This window comes from Halobaculum limi (assembly GCF_029490015.1).
Lineage (GTDB): Archaea > Halobacteriota > Halobacteria > Halobacteriales > Haloferacaceae > Halobaculum > Halobaculum limi.
Window position 1 is genome coordinate 1,141,650 of record NZ_CP120468.1, and the last position, 15,133, is coordinate 1,156,782.

At 66.7% G+C, this 15,133-nt stretch carries 14 protein-coding genes; all 14 read left to right on the forward strand.

The annotated features are described in order from the left end of the window. The first annotated feature begins 96 nt into the window (after positions 1–96). Positions 97–2,235 (forward strand): flippase activity-associated protein Agl23, encoded by a 2,139-nt coding sequence (locus P0D77_RS05805; protein WP_277555298.1) that lies wholly within the window; start codon positions 97–99, stop codon positions 2,233–2,235. Between the two features lie 108 nt (positions 2,236–2,343). Continuing rightward, the gene (locus P0D77_RS05810; protein WP_277555299.1) at positions 2,344–3,564 is read left to right on the forward strand and encodes a 5-(carboxyamino)imidazole ribonucleotide synthase; all 1,221 of its coding nucleotides are present in this window, start codon (positions 2,344–2,346) and stop codon (positions 3,562–3,564) included. 49 nt (positions 3,565–3,613) lie between these two features. Beyond that, positions 3,614–4,240: a 5-(carboxyamino)imidazole ribonucleotide mutase gene (purE, locus tag P0D77_RS05815; protein WP_277555300.1), complete on the forward strand. Its 627-nt coding sequence runs from the start codon at positions 3,614–3,616 to the stop codon at positions 4,238–4,240. A 146-nt stretch (positions 4,241–4,386) separates the two neighbouring features. Continuing rightward, complete coding sequence (locus P0D77_RS05820; protein WP_277555301.1) at positions 4,387–4,806, forward strand: NADH-quinone oxidoreductase subunit A; 420 nt, start codon at positions 4,387–4,389, stop codon at positions 4,804–4,806. Then, complete coding sequence (locus P0D77_RS05825; RefSeq protein ID WP_277555302.1) at positions 4,803–5,504, forward strand: NADH-quinone oxidoreductase subunit B; 702 nt, start codon at positions 4,803–4,805, stop codon at positions 5,502–5,504. The genes P0D77_RS05820 and P0D77_RS05825 overlap by 4 nt, the downstream gene beginning before the upstream one ends. A 2-nt stretch (positions 5,505–5,506) precedes the next feature. Further along, a complete protein-coding gene (locus tag P0D77_RS05830; RefSeq protein WP_277555303.1) occupies positions 5,507–7,177 on the forward strand; it encodes an NADH-quinone oxidoreductase subunit D in 1,671 nt (556 codons plus the stop codon). A 29-nt stretch (positions 7,178–7,206) separates the two neighbouring features. Continuing rightward, the gene (locus P0D77_RS05835; protein ID WP_432764839.1) at positions 7,207–8,259 is read left to right on the forward strand and encodes a complex I subunit 1/NuoH family protein; all 1,053 of its coding nucleotides are present in this window, start codon (positions 7,207–7,209) and stop codon (positions 8,257–8,259) included. Then, entirely contained in the window at positions 8,256–8,717 is a 462-nt protein-coding gene (locus tag P0D77_RS05840; protein ID WP_277555305.1) for a NuoI/complex I 23 kDa subunit family protein, read from the forward strand. The genes P0D77_RS05835 and P0D77_RS05840 overlap by 4 nt, the downstream gene beginning before the upstream one ends. A 302-nt stretch (positions 8,718–9,019) precedes the next feature. Then, positions 9,020–9,295, forward strand: a complete 276-nt coding sequence (locus P0D77_RS05845; RefSeq protein ID WP_277555306.1) for an NADH-quinone oxidoreductase subunit J — start codon at positions 9,020–9,022, stop codon at positions 9,293–9,295. Next, a complete protein-coding gene (locus tag P0D77_RS05850; RefSeq protein WP_277555307.1) occupies positions 9,292–9,675 on the forward strand; it encodes a proton-conducting membrane transporter in 384 nt (127 codons plus the stop codon). The genes P0D77_RS05845 and P0D77_RS05850 overlap by 4 nt, the downstream gene beginning before the upstream one ends. Then, entirely contained in the window at positions 9,675–9,980 is a 306-nt protein-coding gene (nuoK, locus tag P0D77_RS05855) for an NADH-quinone oxidoreductase subunit NuoK (protein WP_277555308.1), read from the forward strand. The genes P0D77_RS05850 and nuoK overlap by 1 nt, the downstream gene beginning before the upstream one ends. A gap of 3 nt (positions 9,981–9,983) precedes the next feature. Then, positions 9,984–12,032: an NADH-quinone oxidoreductase subunit L gene (gene nuoL, locus P0D77_RS05860; protein ID WP_277555309.1), complete on the forward strand. Its 2,049-nt coding sequence runs from the start codon at positions 9,984–9,986 to the stop codon at positions 12,030–12,032. Next, the gene (locus P0D77_RS05865; protein WP_277555310.1) at positions 12,029–13,561 is read left to right on the forward strand and encodes a complex I subunit 4 family protein; all 1,533 of its coding nucleotides are present in this window, start codon (positions 12,029–12,031) and stop codon (positions 13,559–13,561) included. Before nuoL ends, P0D77_RS05865 begins: the two co-directional genes overlap by 4 nt. Next, positions 13,561–15,069: an NADH-quinone oxidoreductase subunit N gene (locus tag P0D77_RS05870; protein ID WP_277555311.1), complete on the forward strand. Its 1,509-nt coding sequence runs from the start codon at positions 13,561–13,563 to the stop codon at positions 15,067–15,069. The genes P0D77_RS05865 and P0D77_RS05870 overlap by 1 nt, the downstream gene beginning before the upstream one ends. Positions 15,070–15,133 lie beyond the last annotated feature (64 nt).

Here is a 15,133-nt window from a genome sequence, read left to right on the forward strand (position 1 = left end):
GTTCGCCGTCCACGTCGACGCCGCGTGGGTCCGACGCCTGCCGAGACACAAGCGGAAACACAAGAGTTGTTACCGGCGGCGTGTGACCGCTCGGCAATGAGTGACCCCGCCGGCGGGTCCGACCCCGCCCCCGACGGGACGCCCGCCGACGGCGGGGCGGCCGACGCCGACGCTGGCCCCGACGCCGCCGCCGGCACCGGTGAGTGCGATACCTCCCCGGCCGATTCCGAGTCGACCGCACCGACGCCCGACCCGGCAGCGACGGCGAGCACACCCGCGGGGTCGCCGCTCGACCGCCTGACCGCCGCTATCGACGACCGCGTGGGCGACCCGACGACCGTCGCCGTCGTCCTCATCGTCGTCGGGGGACTCCTCCTCCGGACGGTCGAACTCGGTGCGCGAATCTTCCACTGGGACGAGGGACGCGTCGGCTACTGGATCCTCCGGTTCGACGCCACCGGCGAGTTCTTCTACCGACCGATCATCCACGGGCCGTTCCTGCCCGTCGTCAACAACGTCTTGTTCGACATCATCGGAGCCTCGGATTTCGCCGCTCGTCTCCCGGTCGCCGTCGTCGGCGGGTTACTGCCGCTGTCGGTGCTGTTGCTCCGCGACCGCCTCCGAGGCCGCGAACAGGTCGCGCTGGCGCTGTTGCTGGCAGTCGATCCCCTGCTCGTCTACTACGGGCGGTTTATGCGCGGGGACGTCCTCGTCGGGTCGTTCTGTGTCGCTGCGTTCGTCCTCGTCGTCTACGCCGTCGACTCCAAGCGGACGCTCCCGCTGTTCGGTTCGGCCGTGTTGCTGGGGTTGGGCTTCACCGCGAAGGAGAACGCGCTGGTGTACCTCGCGTGCTTCCTCGGTGCGGGATTCCTCCTCCTCGACCACCGCGTGCTCCGCTCGGCGCGGCGTACCGGGTCGCTGGTGGACGCACTGATCGGTGAGGTCGTCGCACTCGGTCACTATCTCGACGACTGGACCGCAGGGTCGCGGACGCGAGGTGTCATCGAACGCCTGGTTCGCAAGCGCGACCCCGACGCCGCGTACGTCTCGGAGGCGGGCTATCTCGGCCACCTCGCCGTCTGGATTCCGCTCGGCGCGGTCGGCGTCGCCGCGACGTTCCTGCTGACGACGGCGTTCTTCTACGCGCCGCGACCGGACGTGTGGCAGGCGCTCGGCCTCGCGTCGGTACCCGCGGGGACGACGCCGCCGACGCTCGGTGGCGTCTGGTACGAGGCGACGTGGGGCGCGGGCGAGAAGTTCTGGGGCACGTGGGCGTCGGGCAACCACTCGGGCCACCCGTATGCACCGTTCCTGTACGACATTCTCGAGACGATGGCGTACGGGTCGGGCGTCCTCGTCGTATTCGCGGCCGTTGGCTTCCTCGCCGACGGCTACGGAACCGAGCGTGGAACCCGCCCGCTGGTCGCGTTCGCGACGTACTGGGGGCTGGCGTCGGTCGTCGGCTACCCCGTCGCCACCGACATTCAAGCGCCGTGGGCAGCGGTCCATATCACGCTCCCGCTGGCGATTCCGGCCGCGGTCGGTCTGACGTACATCGTCGACACGCTCGACGTGTCGATAACGCGCGACGACGCCGTGACGGCGGCGCTCGCGGGTGTCATCGTCCTCGCGGCCGTCGCGGGCGTCGTCGCTCCTACCGCCGACTACTGGAACTCTGCGTCGGCAGAGGACAAACAGGTGCTCCAGTGGGCGCAACCGGAGAACGCCTACAAGCAGGCGTTACAGGACGCCGGCGCAGTCGCCCGCAACAACGAGGGGACGGACGTGCTGTGGGTCGGGACGTCCACGACGCGCGGCACCAGACTGTATGTCTCCGACGAGTCGAGCGTCGACCGGATGCCCCCCGGCGGCCCGAGTTGGCACTCGCGGCTCCCGACGCCGTGGTACCTCGAACTCCACGACGCGGAGGTGACGTCGACGCCGCCGGAGGCTCGCTTCGATGGACTGCCGCCCGCCGACGAGATGCCGCCGGTCGTCATCGCAAAGCCGCAGGACGCCGACCGCCTCACCACGATGCTCGACGGGTACACCGCCCGCGAGTACGACTATCGCCTCTGGACCGAACACATCGTCGTGTTCATCGACGACGAGGCGTTGGCGAACGCGCGCAGTGGGTCCGGTGCGTCGGCGAGCGTCGACGTCGCTACCGACGACACCGCACCCGACGGCGACCGTCGGGGTGCACTGGCCGGTCGTCCGCTGACGCCCGCGTGAACGACCGGCCGCATCCGGCGACCACCGAACCGCGGAGGTATGCGCGTTCGTGCCTATTCGCCGGCGTCTGAGACAAGATTTATTCGAGGAGGTGCCGAACCGCCGTCCGTGAACCCGACGTGTCCAGGTCCGACGCTCGGCGTCGTCGGCGGCGGTCAACTCGGCCGGATGCTCGCGGAGGCGGCCTCCCCGATGGGCGTCGACGTGGTCGTCCTCGACCCGACGCCCGACTGCCCCGCATCGCGGGTCGCCGACCAGATCGAAGGGTCGTTCGACGACCCCGACGCGGTCCGCGAACTCGCCGACCGCGCCGACGCACTGACGCTCGAGATCGAACTCGCCGACCCCGACCTCCTCGAAGCCGTCGAGGCGGAGTTCGACGTGCCGGTCAATCCCTCGCCGGCGGCGCTGCGAACGATCCAAGACAAACTCGTGCAGAAGCGGGCGTTCGCCGACGCGGGCGTCCCGGTCCCGGAGTTCGTCGCTGTCGACGACGCCGCCGACCTCGCCGACGCCGTGGAGCGATTCGACGGCTGTATGCTGAAAGCCCGCACCGGTGGCTACGACGGCCGCGGGAACGTCCCCGTCCACCCGGGCGACGACTACGCCGCGAAACTCGCGGAGGTCGGCGCGGGCGAGGATGGCGCGATGGCCGAGGAACTGATCGACTTCGAGCGGGAACTGTCGGTCGTCGCGGTGCGTGGCGACGACGAGCGACGGGCGTTCCCCGTCGTCGAGAACGTCCACCGCGAGGAGATACTTCGCGAGACGGTCGCGCCCGCCCGGTGTTCGGCGGCGGTCGCCGAGCGTGCTCGCGAGGTAGCGTTCGACACCTTAGAGACGCTTGACGGGCGCGGCGTGTTCGCGATGGAGTTGTTCGAGGTGAGCGAGGCGCGGAGCGCCTCGGACGCGAGCGGGGAGCGAAGCGACCCGCGAGCCGCGGGCGACGTGCTGGTCAACGAGGTCGCCCCGCGCCCGCACAACTCCGGCCACTGGACCATCGAGGGCGCGACGGCCTCGCAGTTCCAGCAACACGTCCGTGCGGCGCTCGGATGGCCGCTGGCGACTGCGGAGGCACGGTCCCCAACCGTGATGGCGAACGTCCTCGGCGACGTAGCCGAACCGACTGCGGCCCGACTCTCGGGCGTCGAGGACGTGTTGGCCGCGCCGAACGCCACTCTCCACTGGTACGGCAAACACGAGGCCCGGCCCCTGCGGAAGATGGGCCACCTGACGCTCATCGGCGACGGCGACGACCGTGACGCCGACCGCGACGAACTACTCGCTCGGGCCCGCGACCTGCGCGACGGCCTGACGTTCGAGGAGTGAGTCGAGCGACTGCGACACTACCGACGACATCACCGACGACACACCCACTATGACGACCGTAGCCGACCTCATCGACCGACTCGAATCGGAGGCGAACAGCGACGCCGACCCCGCGACGACGCCCGACGTAGGCGTGATTATGGGGTCGGACTCGGATCTGGACGTGATGCAGGGGGCGTTCGACGCCCTCGACGAACTCGGATTCGCCGAGCAGACCGACTTTCACGACGTGCCCGACGCTCGCTTCACCTACGAGGCGTACGTCGTCTCCGCCCACCGGACGCCCGAACTGCTGTACGCGTATGGGGAGACGGCCGACGACCGCGGCCTCGACGTGATCATCGCGGGTGCAGGCGGCAAGTCTGCGGACCTCCCGAATATGACCGCGAGCATCGCGTATCCGATCCCAGTGATCGGTGTGCCGGTGCAGGAGAAGTCGGTCGACTCGGTCATCGGGATGCCGACGGGCGCGCCCATCGTCGCCGTTGACGCGGGCAAGTCGTTCAACGCGGGGCTGTCGGCCGCGCAGGTGCTCGCGCGGGAACACGACGTGATTGAAGAGCGACTCGTCGACTACCACGAGAACCTGAAGGGCGGCGTCGCCGACGTCTCCGCTGCCCTCCACGATCTGGGGGTCGCGGGCTTTCGCGAGTCACGCCGAGACGACGGCCGATAGCGGGCGGGCGAGTGGCGATTCTCGTCGGTTCAGATCCGACGGACGCCACCGTGTTAGCGCTCCACGCGGCGGTCCGCGCGGGCACGCGTAAGTGAAGCACTTATCTGTGGGGGCTCCAAACCGACGTACGATACGGAGAACCCGGTATGAATCCATGGATAGCGATCGGCGCGTTGGCGGTGATGGGCGTGGGCATCCCACTAGGGATGATGACCGTGTCCGCGATCCTCCGTCCGAGCGTGCCAGAGCAAGGCAAGAGCGCCACCTACGAGTCCGGTGAGATCCCGACGGGATCGGCGACGGGCATCCAGTTCAACATCCAGTACTACATGGTTGCACTGCTGTTCGTCGTGTTCGACATCGAGACCGTCCTGATCTTCCCGTGGACGGTGATTTACCAGTCCGCGCTTGCGTCGGGTGTGGGCCTCGCGACGGTACTGCTCCCGATGCTGATTTTCATCGGGATCCTCGTCGTCGGTCTCGTGTGGGCGTGGCGACAGGGCGCTGTGAAGTGGGCATCTAGCCCGCGTGCAGCGAGACAGAAGACGGAGCGTACGAACCAATGAGCAGCGACAACAGACCGTTCGTCACGGACGACAGCGACGTACTGACCGACACCCGGGACGCCCGGATGACGGGCGAGGACAACCGCTTCAACTCGAAGCTGCGTGAAGCGTTCGGCTCCTCGCCGTTCATCCTCACCAAGTTCGACAAGTTCATGAACTGGGTGCGCGGCTCCTCGATGTTTATGCTGCAGTTCGGTATCGCGTGCTGCAGCATCGAGATGATGCACACCTACGCGGTGAAACACGACCTCGACCGCTTCGGCGCGGGTGTCCCGCGCGCGTCGCCGCGACAGGCGGACGTGATCATCGTTCCCGGGACCATCGTCTCGAAGTTCGCGCCGCGGATGAAGCGCGTGTACGACCAGATGCCCGAGCCGAAGTTCGTCATCGGCATGGGCTCGTGTACCATCTCCGGCGGTCCGTTCCAGGAGGGGTATAACGTGATCAAGGGCGCCGAGGAGGTCATCCCGGTGGACATCCACGTCCCCGGCTGCCCGCCCCGGCCCGAGGCGCTGGTGTACGGCGTCGCCAAACTGCAGGAGCGCATCGCCAACGGCGAGTCGTCGCCGGTGACGGTGAAGCCGTACGAACTCGAACAGTTCGGTGACCTCGACCGCGACGAGATCGTCCAGCAACTCGCCAAGGAAATCAACGAGGACGACCTCGTGATGCGCTACAACTGGGCGGACTCCCCATAACCATGAGTCTGGAAGAACCAGAGCCGGACGTTCCGGCGACCGTCGAGGCACAGACCGCCGACGAGATCGCCGAGTTGCTCGGCGACCACGTCATCGGCCGCGAGGAGCACCTGAACGCGCCCGGCTACGTCGTCCGACCCGACGAGGTGCAGGCAGTCCTCTCCACGCTGAAGAACGACGCCGGCTTCGACCACCTCTCGTGTGTCACGGCCCAGGAGTACGAGGACCGCTACGAGTCCATCTACCACCTGAAGAAGTACGACGACCCGACCCAGGAAGTCAGCATCGTCGTTCCCGCCGACCGCGAGAACCCCGTCTCGCAGTCCGGCGAAGCGGTGTTCCGCACCGCCGACTGGCACGAGCGAGAGGCGTACGACCTCGTCGGCATCGAGTACGACGACCACCCGGACCTGCGTCGCATCCTCCTGCCCGAGACGTGGCAGGGCCACCCCCTGGCCGAAGACTACGACCAGGACCGACCGCAGGTCGTCCCCCTGCGCGAGCACGCGAACCCGCTCAACCCGGACCAGCGCGACGAACAGGACACCGACACGATGTACCTCAACATCGGGCCGCACCACCCCGCGACCCACGGTGTCCTCCACCTGAAAACCGTCCTTGACGGCGAACAGGTCGCCGACGTCGAGAGCGACATCGGCTACCTCCACCGCTGTGAGGAGCAGATCTGTCAGAACGGCACCTATCGTCACCAGATTATGCCGTACCCCGACCGCTGGGACTACATCTCGGCAGGCCTGCTCAACGAGTGGGCGTACGCGCGTGCGGCCGAGGATATGGCTGACATCGAGGTGCCCGAGTACGCACAGGTCATCCGGACGATGGGCGCGGAACTGTGCCGTATCGCGGCGCACATGCTCGCGGTCGGGACGTTCGCGCTCGACGTGTACGGCGACTTCACCGCCATCTTCATGTACGCGATCCGGGACCGCGAGAAGACCCAGAACATCCTCGAAGACCTCACTGGTCAGCGGCTGATGTTCAACTACTTCCGCCTGGGCGGGGTCGTCTGGGACCTGCCCGAACCCCGCGAGGAGTTCTTCGAGAAGACCCGCGACTTCCTCGAGGACCTGCCGGAGGCGCTGGAGGAGTACCACGACCTCATCTCGTCGAACGAGATCCTCCAGATGCGCACCATCGACACCGGCGTCCTGCCTCCGGAGGTCGCGAAGTCGTACGGTGCGACGGGCCCGGTCGCCCGTGGCTCCGGCGTCGACTACGACCTGCGCCGCGACGACCCGTACGGCTACTACGACGAACTCGACTGGGACGTCGTCACCGAGGACGGCTGTGACAACTACAGCCGCCTGCTCGTGCGCCTGCGCGAGGTTGAGGAGTCCGCGAAGATCATCGAGCAGTGTATCGACCTGCTCGAAGACTGGCCCGAGGAGGACCGCACCATCCAGGCCAACGTCCCGCGGACGCTCAAGCCCGACGACGACACCGAGATCTACCGCGCAGTCGAGGGCGCGAAGGGTGAACTCGGCATCTACATGCGCTCGGACGGCACGGACAAGCCGGCTCGGTTCAAGATCCGGTCGCCGTGCTTCTCGAACCTCCAGACGCTGCCGGAGATGGCGGAGGGCGAGTACGTGCCCGACCTCATCGCCGCACTCGGCAGCCTGGACATTGTCCTCGGTGAGGTGGACAGATGACCGGTGGGGCACTGCTCCAGGGGTCCTCGATGACCCCGCTGCCGGATATCATCGTGAACCTGCTCCCGTTCGGCGGCCTCGCGGCCGACGTGGTCGCGGCGCTACTGGGGGCGTTCCTCATCGCCAACTTCCTGCTCATCAACACGGCCTTCGCGGGCCCGTGGGCGAAACGGAAGATCACGGCGGCGTTCACCGACCGCATCGCGGTCAACCGGATCGGGCCGTTCGGCCTGTTCGTCATCGTCGCCGACGCGGTGCGCCTCCTCTCGAAGGAGTTGATCGTGCCGGAGGGCGTGGACCGTCCCGCGTGGGATCTGGGTCCGCTCCTCATTCCGTTCTCGGCGCTGCTCGGCTTCGCGGTCATCCCGATGGGGAGCGGCATCCACCTCGCCGACCCCGAGACGGGACTCGCGTTCGCGTTCGCCGCCTCCTCCATCGCTTCGCTGGGGCTGATTATGATGGGGTACGCGTCGAACAACAAGTACAGCCTGCTCGGCGGCCTGCGCGCCGTCGCGTCCAACATCGCCTACGAGATTCCCCTCATCGTCACCGGCATCTCGGTGGTGCTGTTCACCGGATCGATCCGGATGAGCGAAATCGTCGCGGCACAGCAGGCGACGTTCATCAGCGTCGCCGGGATCGCGATCCCGCAGTGGTTCGCGCTCGTGAACCCGTTCGCGTTCGTGCTGTTCGTCGTGGCGAACGTCGCGGAGGTCGGGCGGAACCCGTTCGACATCCCCGAAGCGCCGACAGAGATTGTCGCCGGGTACCAGACAGAGTACTCCTCCGTCTACTTCGTGCTCATCTACCTGGGTGAGTTCATCCACATCTTCCTCGGCGGCGCTATCGCGGCGACGCTGTTCCTCGGTGGCCCGGCCGGGCCTGGCCCGGAGGCGCTGGGGATCGTCTGGTTCACCGCGAAGATCTGGGCGTTCTTCCTGCTCACGCAGTGGCTCCGCTCTGCGGTGCCGCGGCTTCGCGTTGACCAGTTCATCGAGATCGGTTGGAAGGGCATGCTGGTGCTCTCGTTCGCGAACCTCGTCCTCACCGCAGTCATCGTGGGGGTGCTCCAAACGCTATGATCGGACTACTCAAAGGAATGGCAACGACGATGAAGCACGCGCTGGACGGCAAGACGTTCACGGTCGAGTACCCGGACGTCGCGCCCGAGGTCAGCCCGCGGTTCCGCGGGGTCCACAAGTTCTCTCAGGAGCGGTGCATCTGGTGCCGCCAGTGTGAGAACGTCTGTCCGAACGACACGATCCAGATCGTGCAGGACGACCAGCGCAACGGCGAACAGTACAACCTCCACATCGGGCAGTGCATCTACTGCCGCCTGTGCGAGGAGGTGTGTCCGGTGGACGCCATCCTGCTGACGCAGAACTTCGAGTTCACCGCCGACACGAAAGACGACTTCGTCTACAACAAAGAGCAGTTGAAGAACGTTCCCTGGTACAAGGGGATCGACCCGCTCAACTCCCGCAACCCCGACCGCAACGCGTGGATCGGCGAGGGCGACGGCGAAGTCGACTACCAGTAATCGTCGACGACGCGGTCGTCGACCATCCGGGTTCTCCACCCGTTCACCGTGCTTCGACAGCGACGCGGCCACCGCGGCACTCGTCTCGCCGCTCGATTCGGGTCGACGCCGAACCCCCGCGCTCCACGTATCACTCGATAGACGCCGTATCAGTGTCTGTTTGCTGCTGTTCGGTGTCACACACGTAGTCGTGAGTGCCCGTTTGTCCGACCGATCATCCCGGTCCCTGCACGCGCATTACGCCGCACACGCGCGAAGCGTTCTCGAAACCTTCAAACGGACTCCGCCGGGAGTGTCGGGTAATGGTTGTAGAGACTATCGCGTTCGCGCTGTTCGCCATCGTCACGGTGGGGAGCAGTCTGGGCGTGGTGCTCGCGGAGGACGTGTGGCACTCCGCACTCTTCCTCGGGGCCGCGCTGCTCAGCGTCGCGGTGCACTACGTGATGTTACAGGCGGAGTTCCTGGCCGCCATGCAGATCCTCGTCTACGTTGGCGGGGTTCTCATCCTCATCACGTTCGCCGTGATGCTGGTGCGCAGGGAGGGTGAACCGGAGGCAATGGAGGTGTTCGAGGCGTGAGCGACGGCTCGAGCACGCGACCGCGCCTGAAACTCGGGGGGCACCTCGTTCCCGGGTTGGCGGCGGTGGCGCTGTTCGCCGTCCTCGCGGCCGTGTTCCTGCAGGCCTCCTTCGGGGAGGCTGCCGGGTTCACGAGCGGGGCGTCGATCACCGCGAGTATCGGCTACGCGATGTTCAACATCGATGCCGAGGTCATCTCCGGGGCCGTCGTCTCCGGAGAAGGCTTCGTCGTCGCGTTCATCCTGATCGCCATCGCGCTCGACGTCGCCATCGACGGCGCGGTATTCCTCGCCAAGCGCGACGACGAGCAGGGCATCGGCGACGTCCTCGCCGACGGCGGTCGAGAGATCAAAGAGACGTTCCGGGGGGGTGACGACTGATGTTCGCTCCGCCCGAAGCGTACCTGGTGATGTCGGCGGCCGTGTTCTGCATCGGCGTGTTCGGCCTGCTGACGCGCAAGAACGCGCTGTTGTTCCTGATGTCCGTCGAGTTGATGCTCAACGCGGCGAACATCAACCTCGTGGCGTTCTCCTTCTACTGGGGCAACGTCACGGGGCAGACGTTCAGTCTGTTCACGATGGCGCTCGCGGCCGCCGAGGTCGCGATCGGTATCGGGATCATCCTCGTGCTGTACCGGAACTTCAAGGACGTGGACGTGACCGAAGCGACGACGATGAGGTGGTAACTTATGGCAGGAATCTTCGACTTCGCACCGGCCATCGTACTGCTCCCGTTCCTCTCGTTCCTGATCGCAGTCGGGGTCGGCCTCTCGGGCCGTGACCTGCTGCCGAAAGGCGGTGCCATCCCCGGCATCGCCGCGACCGCCGGTTCGCTGGTCCTCTCCATCGCGATGGCCGCGACGGTCGCCGGGGGCGAGACGTACGACGAAACACTCTACACGTGGGCCGTCGGGGCCGTCCCCGGCGCGGAAGCGCCGCTGGAACTGACGTTCGGCGTCCTCATCGACCCGCTGTCGTCGATGATGCTCGTCATCGTGACGCTCGTCGCCCTCCTGGTCCACGTCTTCTCGCTCGGCTACATGAACGACGACGGCGAGACGGGCCTCCCCCGGTACTACGCCGGCCTCGGCCTGTTCACCGCCTCGATGCTCGGGTTCGTCGTCGCCGACAACCTGCTGATGGCGTTCATGTTCTTCGAACTGGTGGGGCTGTGCTCGTACCTCCTCATCGGCTTCCACTTCCGCGAACCCGGCCCGCCGTCGGCGGCGAAGAAGGCGTTCCTGGTCACCCGCTTCGGTGACTACTTCTTCCTCGTCGGCGTCGTCGCCGTCTTCGCGACGTTCGGCACCGCCCAGTTCGGCGGGGCCGAGTCGTTCCCCGTCCTCGCCGAACAGGCGCTCGCGGGCGAACACACGGTCAACACGTTCCTCGGCCTCGGTGAGCAGGCGTGGTTCACCGTCGTCGGCCTCCTCGTCCTCGGCGGGGTCATCGGCAAGTCCGCGCAGTTCCCGCTGCACACGTGGCTCCCCGACGCGATGGAAGGCCCGACGCCGGTCTCCGCGCTCATCCACGCGGCCACGATGGTCGCTGCGGGTGTCTTCCTCGTCGCCCGGATGTACGGCTTCTACGCTATCTCGCCGACCGCACTCGGCATCATCGCGCTCGTGGGCGGCTTCACGGCGCTGTTCGCCGGGACGATGGGCCTTGTGAAGCGCGAACTCAAGCAGGTGCTCGCGTACTCCACCATCTCGCAGTACGGCTATATGATGCTCGCGCTCGGCGCGGGCGGGTACGTGGCTGCGACCTTCCACCTGCTGACTCACGCGTTCTTCAAGGCGCTGCTGTTCCTCGGCGCTGGGTCGGTCATCCTCGCGATGCACCACAACGAAAATATGTGGGACATGGGCGGGCTGAAAGACAAGATGCCCGTCACCTACTACTCGTTCCTCGCCGGGTCGCTGGCGCTGGCGGGTATCTTCCCGTTCGCTGGCTTCTGGTCGAAAGACGAGATTCTCTTCGAGACGCTCATCCACGGCTTGGACGGGTCGCCGCTGCTGTTGGTCGGCTACGCGTTCGGCCTGCTTGCGGTGCCCGTGACGGCCTTCTACACCTTCCGGATGGTGTTCCTCACCTTCCACGGTGAGCCACGCACCGAGCAGGCAGCCGACCCCGACGGGGTCCGGTGGAACGTGAAGGGGCCGCTGGCGGTGCTGGGCATCCTTGCGACGGTCGCGGGCGCGGTCAACCTCGCGCCGGTGAAGTATCTCACGGGCCTCGAGGTGGACTTCCTGCACTCGTGGCTCGACTTGGGCCCGACGCCGCTGACGGTCCACCACTACGCGGAGATCGACCCGTACTCCTCGGCGTACATCGGCGGCAGCTCAGTGACGACGGTGCTCGTGGGCGCGGCCGTCTCGCTCGGCCTCGCGCTGTTGGGACTGCTCGTCGCCCGTCGCCTGTACGCGGTGCCGGAACCGGTCGAGCACACGCAGAAGCTCGGTGGGTTCGCGGACCTGCTGTACGACAACTACTACCAGGACGAGTATCAGGTGTTCATCGCGAATCGGGTCGTGCTCCCGTTGGCCCGCGTCGCTGACACCTTCGACCAGGGCGTCGTCGACGGCGCGGTCAACGCCATCTCCAGCGTGAGCCTGTTCTCCGGCTCGCGCATCCGGCGCATCCAGACCGGCGTGGTGAGCAACTACGCCGCGATGGTGACACTCGGACTGACCGTCCTGCTTGTGCTGTTCGGAGTTCTCGGGGGGTGGTTACTGTGATAATCGAAGCACTCATCGGATTCACGTTCCTCGCCGCGCTGGTCGTGATGCTGGCGCCCGACAAGTACGCCGGGAAGCTCGCCTTCGGGCTGAGCCTCCTCCCGGTCGTCGGGAGTCTGTACATGTGGGCCGGCTTCGACGCCGGCGGGAACGCACTTATGGCTGGGAGCATCGCCTATCAGACACAGATCGAGTGGCTCACCGCCTTCGGCTACGAACTCCAGTGGTTCGTCGGCGTCGACGGTATCAGCCTGCCGCTGGTCGTTCTCTCGACGGTGCTGACCTCGCTGGCTATCTTGTCGGCGTGGACGCCCATCGACGCGCGCCAGTCGCAGTTCTACGGCCTGATGCTGTTCATGGAGGCGAACCTCATCGGCGTGTTCACCGCGCTGGACTTCTTCCTGTGGTTCGTCTTCTGGGAGGCCGTGCTGGTCCCGATGTACTTCCTCATCGGCGTGTGGGGCGGCCCGCGCCGGAAGTACGCCGCGATCAAGTTCTTCGTGTACACGAACATCGCCAGCCTCGCGATGTTCATCGCGTTCATGGCGTTAGTGTTCAACCTCCCCGTCAGTTCGTTCGGACTGCCGGAGATCACCCAGTCGCTGCAGGCGGGTGAACTGAGCGGCTTCGTCGGCCTCGACCCGGCGACGCTGAAACTCGCGGCGTTCGTGGCGATGTTCGCGGGCTTCGCGGTGAAGGTGCCCGTCGTCCCGGTCCACACGTGGCTGCCGGACGCCCACGTCGAAGCACCGACGCCGGTGTCGGTGATGCTGGCGGGCGTCCTCCTGAAGATGGGGACGTACGCCCTACTGCGGTTCAACTTCACGATGCTGCCGGACGTGGCGACTCGCCCGCTCGTGGCGGGTGCAATCGCCGCGGTGGCGGTCATCTCGGTTATCTACGGTGCGATGCTCGCGCTGGCCCAACAGGATCTCAAGCGCATCGTCGCGTACTCCTCCGTCTCGTCGATGGGGTACGTCATCCTCGGCCTCGTCGCGTACACCGCACTCGGCGTCGGCGGCGCGACGTTCCAGATGATCGCACACGGCCTCATCTCGGGGCTGATGTTCATGGCGGTCGGCGTCATCTACAACGTCACCCACACGCGGATGGTTGGCGACATGTCCGGGATGGCCGACCGGATGCCCATCACGGTGGGCATCCTCATCGCCGGCGCGTTCGGCTACATGGGCCTCCCGCTCATGGCCGGGTTCGCCGCCGAGTACTTCATCTTCCAGGGCGCGTTCGCCTCGACGGTTATCCCGTCGGCACCGCTGTTCACGGCGGCGTCGATGTTCGGCATCGTCATCGTGGCGGGCTACCTCCTGTTCGCGATGCAGCGGACGCTGTTCGGAGAGTTCCGCCTGGAGACCGACTACGAGGTGTCGCGCGCGGCGTTCCACGACGTGGCACCGCTGGCGGTGCTGCTGCTGTGTACCATCGCGCTGGGCGTCGCACCCAGCATCTTCTTCGAGATGATCACTGACGCAATCGAGCCGGTCGTCGCGGTCGTCGGGGGTGGTGCCTGATGGAGCCAGTCCTTTTGCAAGGCAGTTCGCTCCCCGAGTGGACCGCACTCGCGCCGGCGCTGGCGCTCGCACTGACCGGGCTGCTGTTGATCGTGATCGACAGCGTGAACCCCGAAGACTCCAACCCAGCGCTGCTCGCAGGCGTCGGCACGGTCGGTGCGCTGGCGTCGCTCGGCCTCGCCGGATGGTTCCTCGGGGCCGGCACCGGACAGCCAGGAACCGGTGGCACCATCTCGCTGTACGGCGACTCGCTCGTCGTCGACGGGATGACGCTGTTCTTCCAGGCGCTGTTCGCCTCTGTCACCGCGCTGGTGGTGGTGGCGAGTTTCGACTACCTCAGCGACAAGGCGTACCAGGCGGAGTTCTACTCGCTGGTGCTGTTCGCCGCGACCGGGATGGCGCTGATGGCGGCCGCCAACTCGCTGGCGGTCGCGTTCGTCGCGCTGGAACTCGCCTCGCTGCCGTCGTACGCACTGGTCGCGTTCCTCAAGCGTGACACCGGCAGCGTCGAGGCGGGCCTGAAGTACTTCCTCATCGGCGCGCTGTCGTCGGCGGTGTTCGCCTTCGGTATCTCGCTGGTGTACGCCGCGACGGGCAGCCTCCTGCTGCCGGACGTGTACGAGGCACTCTCGGGCGGGATGGAAGGTCTCTCGGGCGTCGCCGGCGTCGGCATCCTGATGATCGCCGGCGGCTTCGCGTTCAAGACGGCTTCCGTCCCGTTCCACTTCTGGGCGCCGGAGGCGTACGAGGGCGCGCCCGCACCCGTTTCCGGGTTCCTCTCGTCGGCCTCGAAGGCCGCCGGGTTCGCGGTGGCGTTCCGCGTGTTCGTCACCGGCTTCCCGGTCGACGTCGGCATCGACTGGGTGCTGTTGTTCCAGATTCTCGCGGTCGTCACGATGACGCTCGGGAACTTCGCCGCCGCGACCCAGGAGAACGTCAAGCGGATGCTGGCGTACTCCTCGGTCGGGCACGCGGGCTACGCACTCATCGGCCTCGCCGCCTTCACTGGCGGCGCGGGCGGCAACGTGCTTGGTGCGTCGATGGCGCACCTCCTCGTGTACGGCTTTATGAACACGGGTGCGTTCCTGTTCGTCGCACTGGCGGAACACTGGGGCATCGGCCGCACGTTCGACGACTACTCGGGGCTGGCGAGTAAGGCGCCGCTGGCGTGCGTCGCGATGACCGTGTTCATGTTCTCGCTGGCGGGCCTGCCGCCGTTCGGCGGGTTCTTCTCGAAGTACTTCCTGTTCGCCGGCGCGGTCGAGGCCGGCTTCTGGTGGCTCGCCGCCGTGGGCGCGGTCAACAGCGCGCTGTCGCTGTTCTACTACAGCCGCGTCGTGAAGGCGCTGTGGCTCAACGACCCGGTCACCGAGTTCGAACTCGGCTCGACGCCGACGGCGCTGTACGCTGCCGTCGTGTTCGCCGCGGTCGCGACCGTCCTCTTGTTGCCCGGCTTCCCGCCGGTCATCGAGACGGCACAGGCGGCCGCGACGACCATCCTCCCGTAAGGGAGTCGAAGCGAAGCCTCTGCCCGCTGCAGTTCGGTTTCTTCACGCGAGTACGTCGACACAC

Bases quoted from the DNA above. Each gene is read 5' to 3' on its own strand.
- P0D77_RS05825 (WP_277555302.1), top strand. From the start codon at position 4,803: ATGAGCAGCGACAACAGACCGTTCGTCACGGACGACAGCGACGTACTG.
- P0D77_RS05845 (WP_277555306.1), top strand. From the start codon at position 9,020: ATGGTTGTAGAGACTATCGCGTTCGCGCTGTTCGCCATCGTCACGGTG.
- purE (WP_277555300.1), top strand. From the start codon at position 3,614: ATGACGACCGTAGCCGACCTCATCGACCGACTCGAATCGGAGGCGAAC.
- P0D77_RS05840 (WP_277555305.1), top strand. From the start codon at position 8,256: ATGATCGGACTACTCAAAGGAATGGCAACGACGATGAAGCACGCGCTG.
- P0D77_RS05830 (WP_277555303.1), top strand. From the start codon at position 5,507: ATGAGTCTGGAAGAACCAGAGCCGGACGTTCCGGCGACCGTCGAGGCA.
- P0D77_RS05835 (WP_432764839.1), top strand. From the start codon at position 7,207: ATGACCCCGCTGCCGGATATCATCGTGAACCTGCTCCCGTTCGGCGGC.
- P0D77_RS05820 (WP_277555301.1), top strand. From the start codon at position 4,387: ATGAATCCATGGATAGCGATCGGCGCGTTGGCGGTGATGGGCGTGGGC.
- P0D77_RS05805 (WP_277555298.1), top strand. From the start codon at position 97: ATGAGTGACCCCGCCGGCGGGTCCGACCCCGCCCCCGACGGGACGCCC.
- P0D77_RS05870 (WP_277555311.1), top strand. From the start codon at position 13,561: ATGGAGCCAGTCCTTTTGCAAGGCAGTTCGCTCCCCGAGTGGACCGCA.
- nuoK (WP_277555308.1), top strand. From the start codon at position 9,675: ATGTTCGCTCCGCCCGAAGCGTACCTGGTGATGTCGGCGGCCGTGTTC.
- nuoL (WP_277555309.1), top strand. From the start codon at position 9,984: ATGGCAGGAATCTTCGACTTCGCACCGGCCATCGTACTGCTCCCGTTC.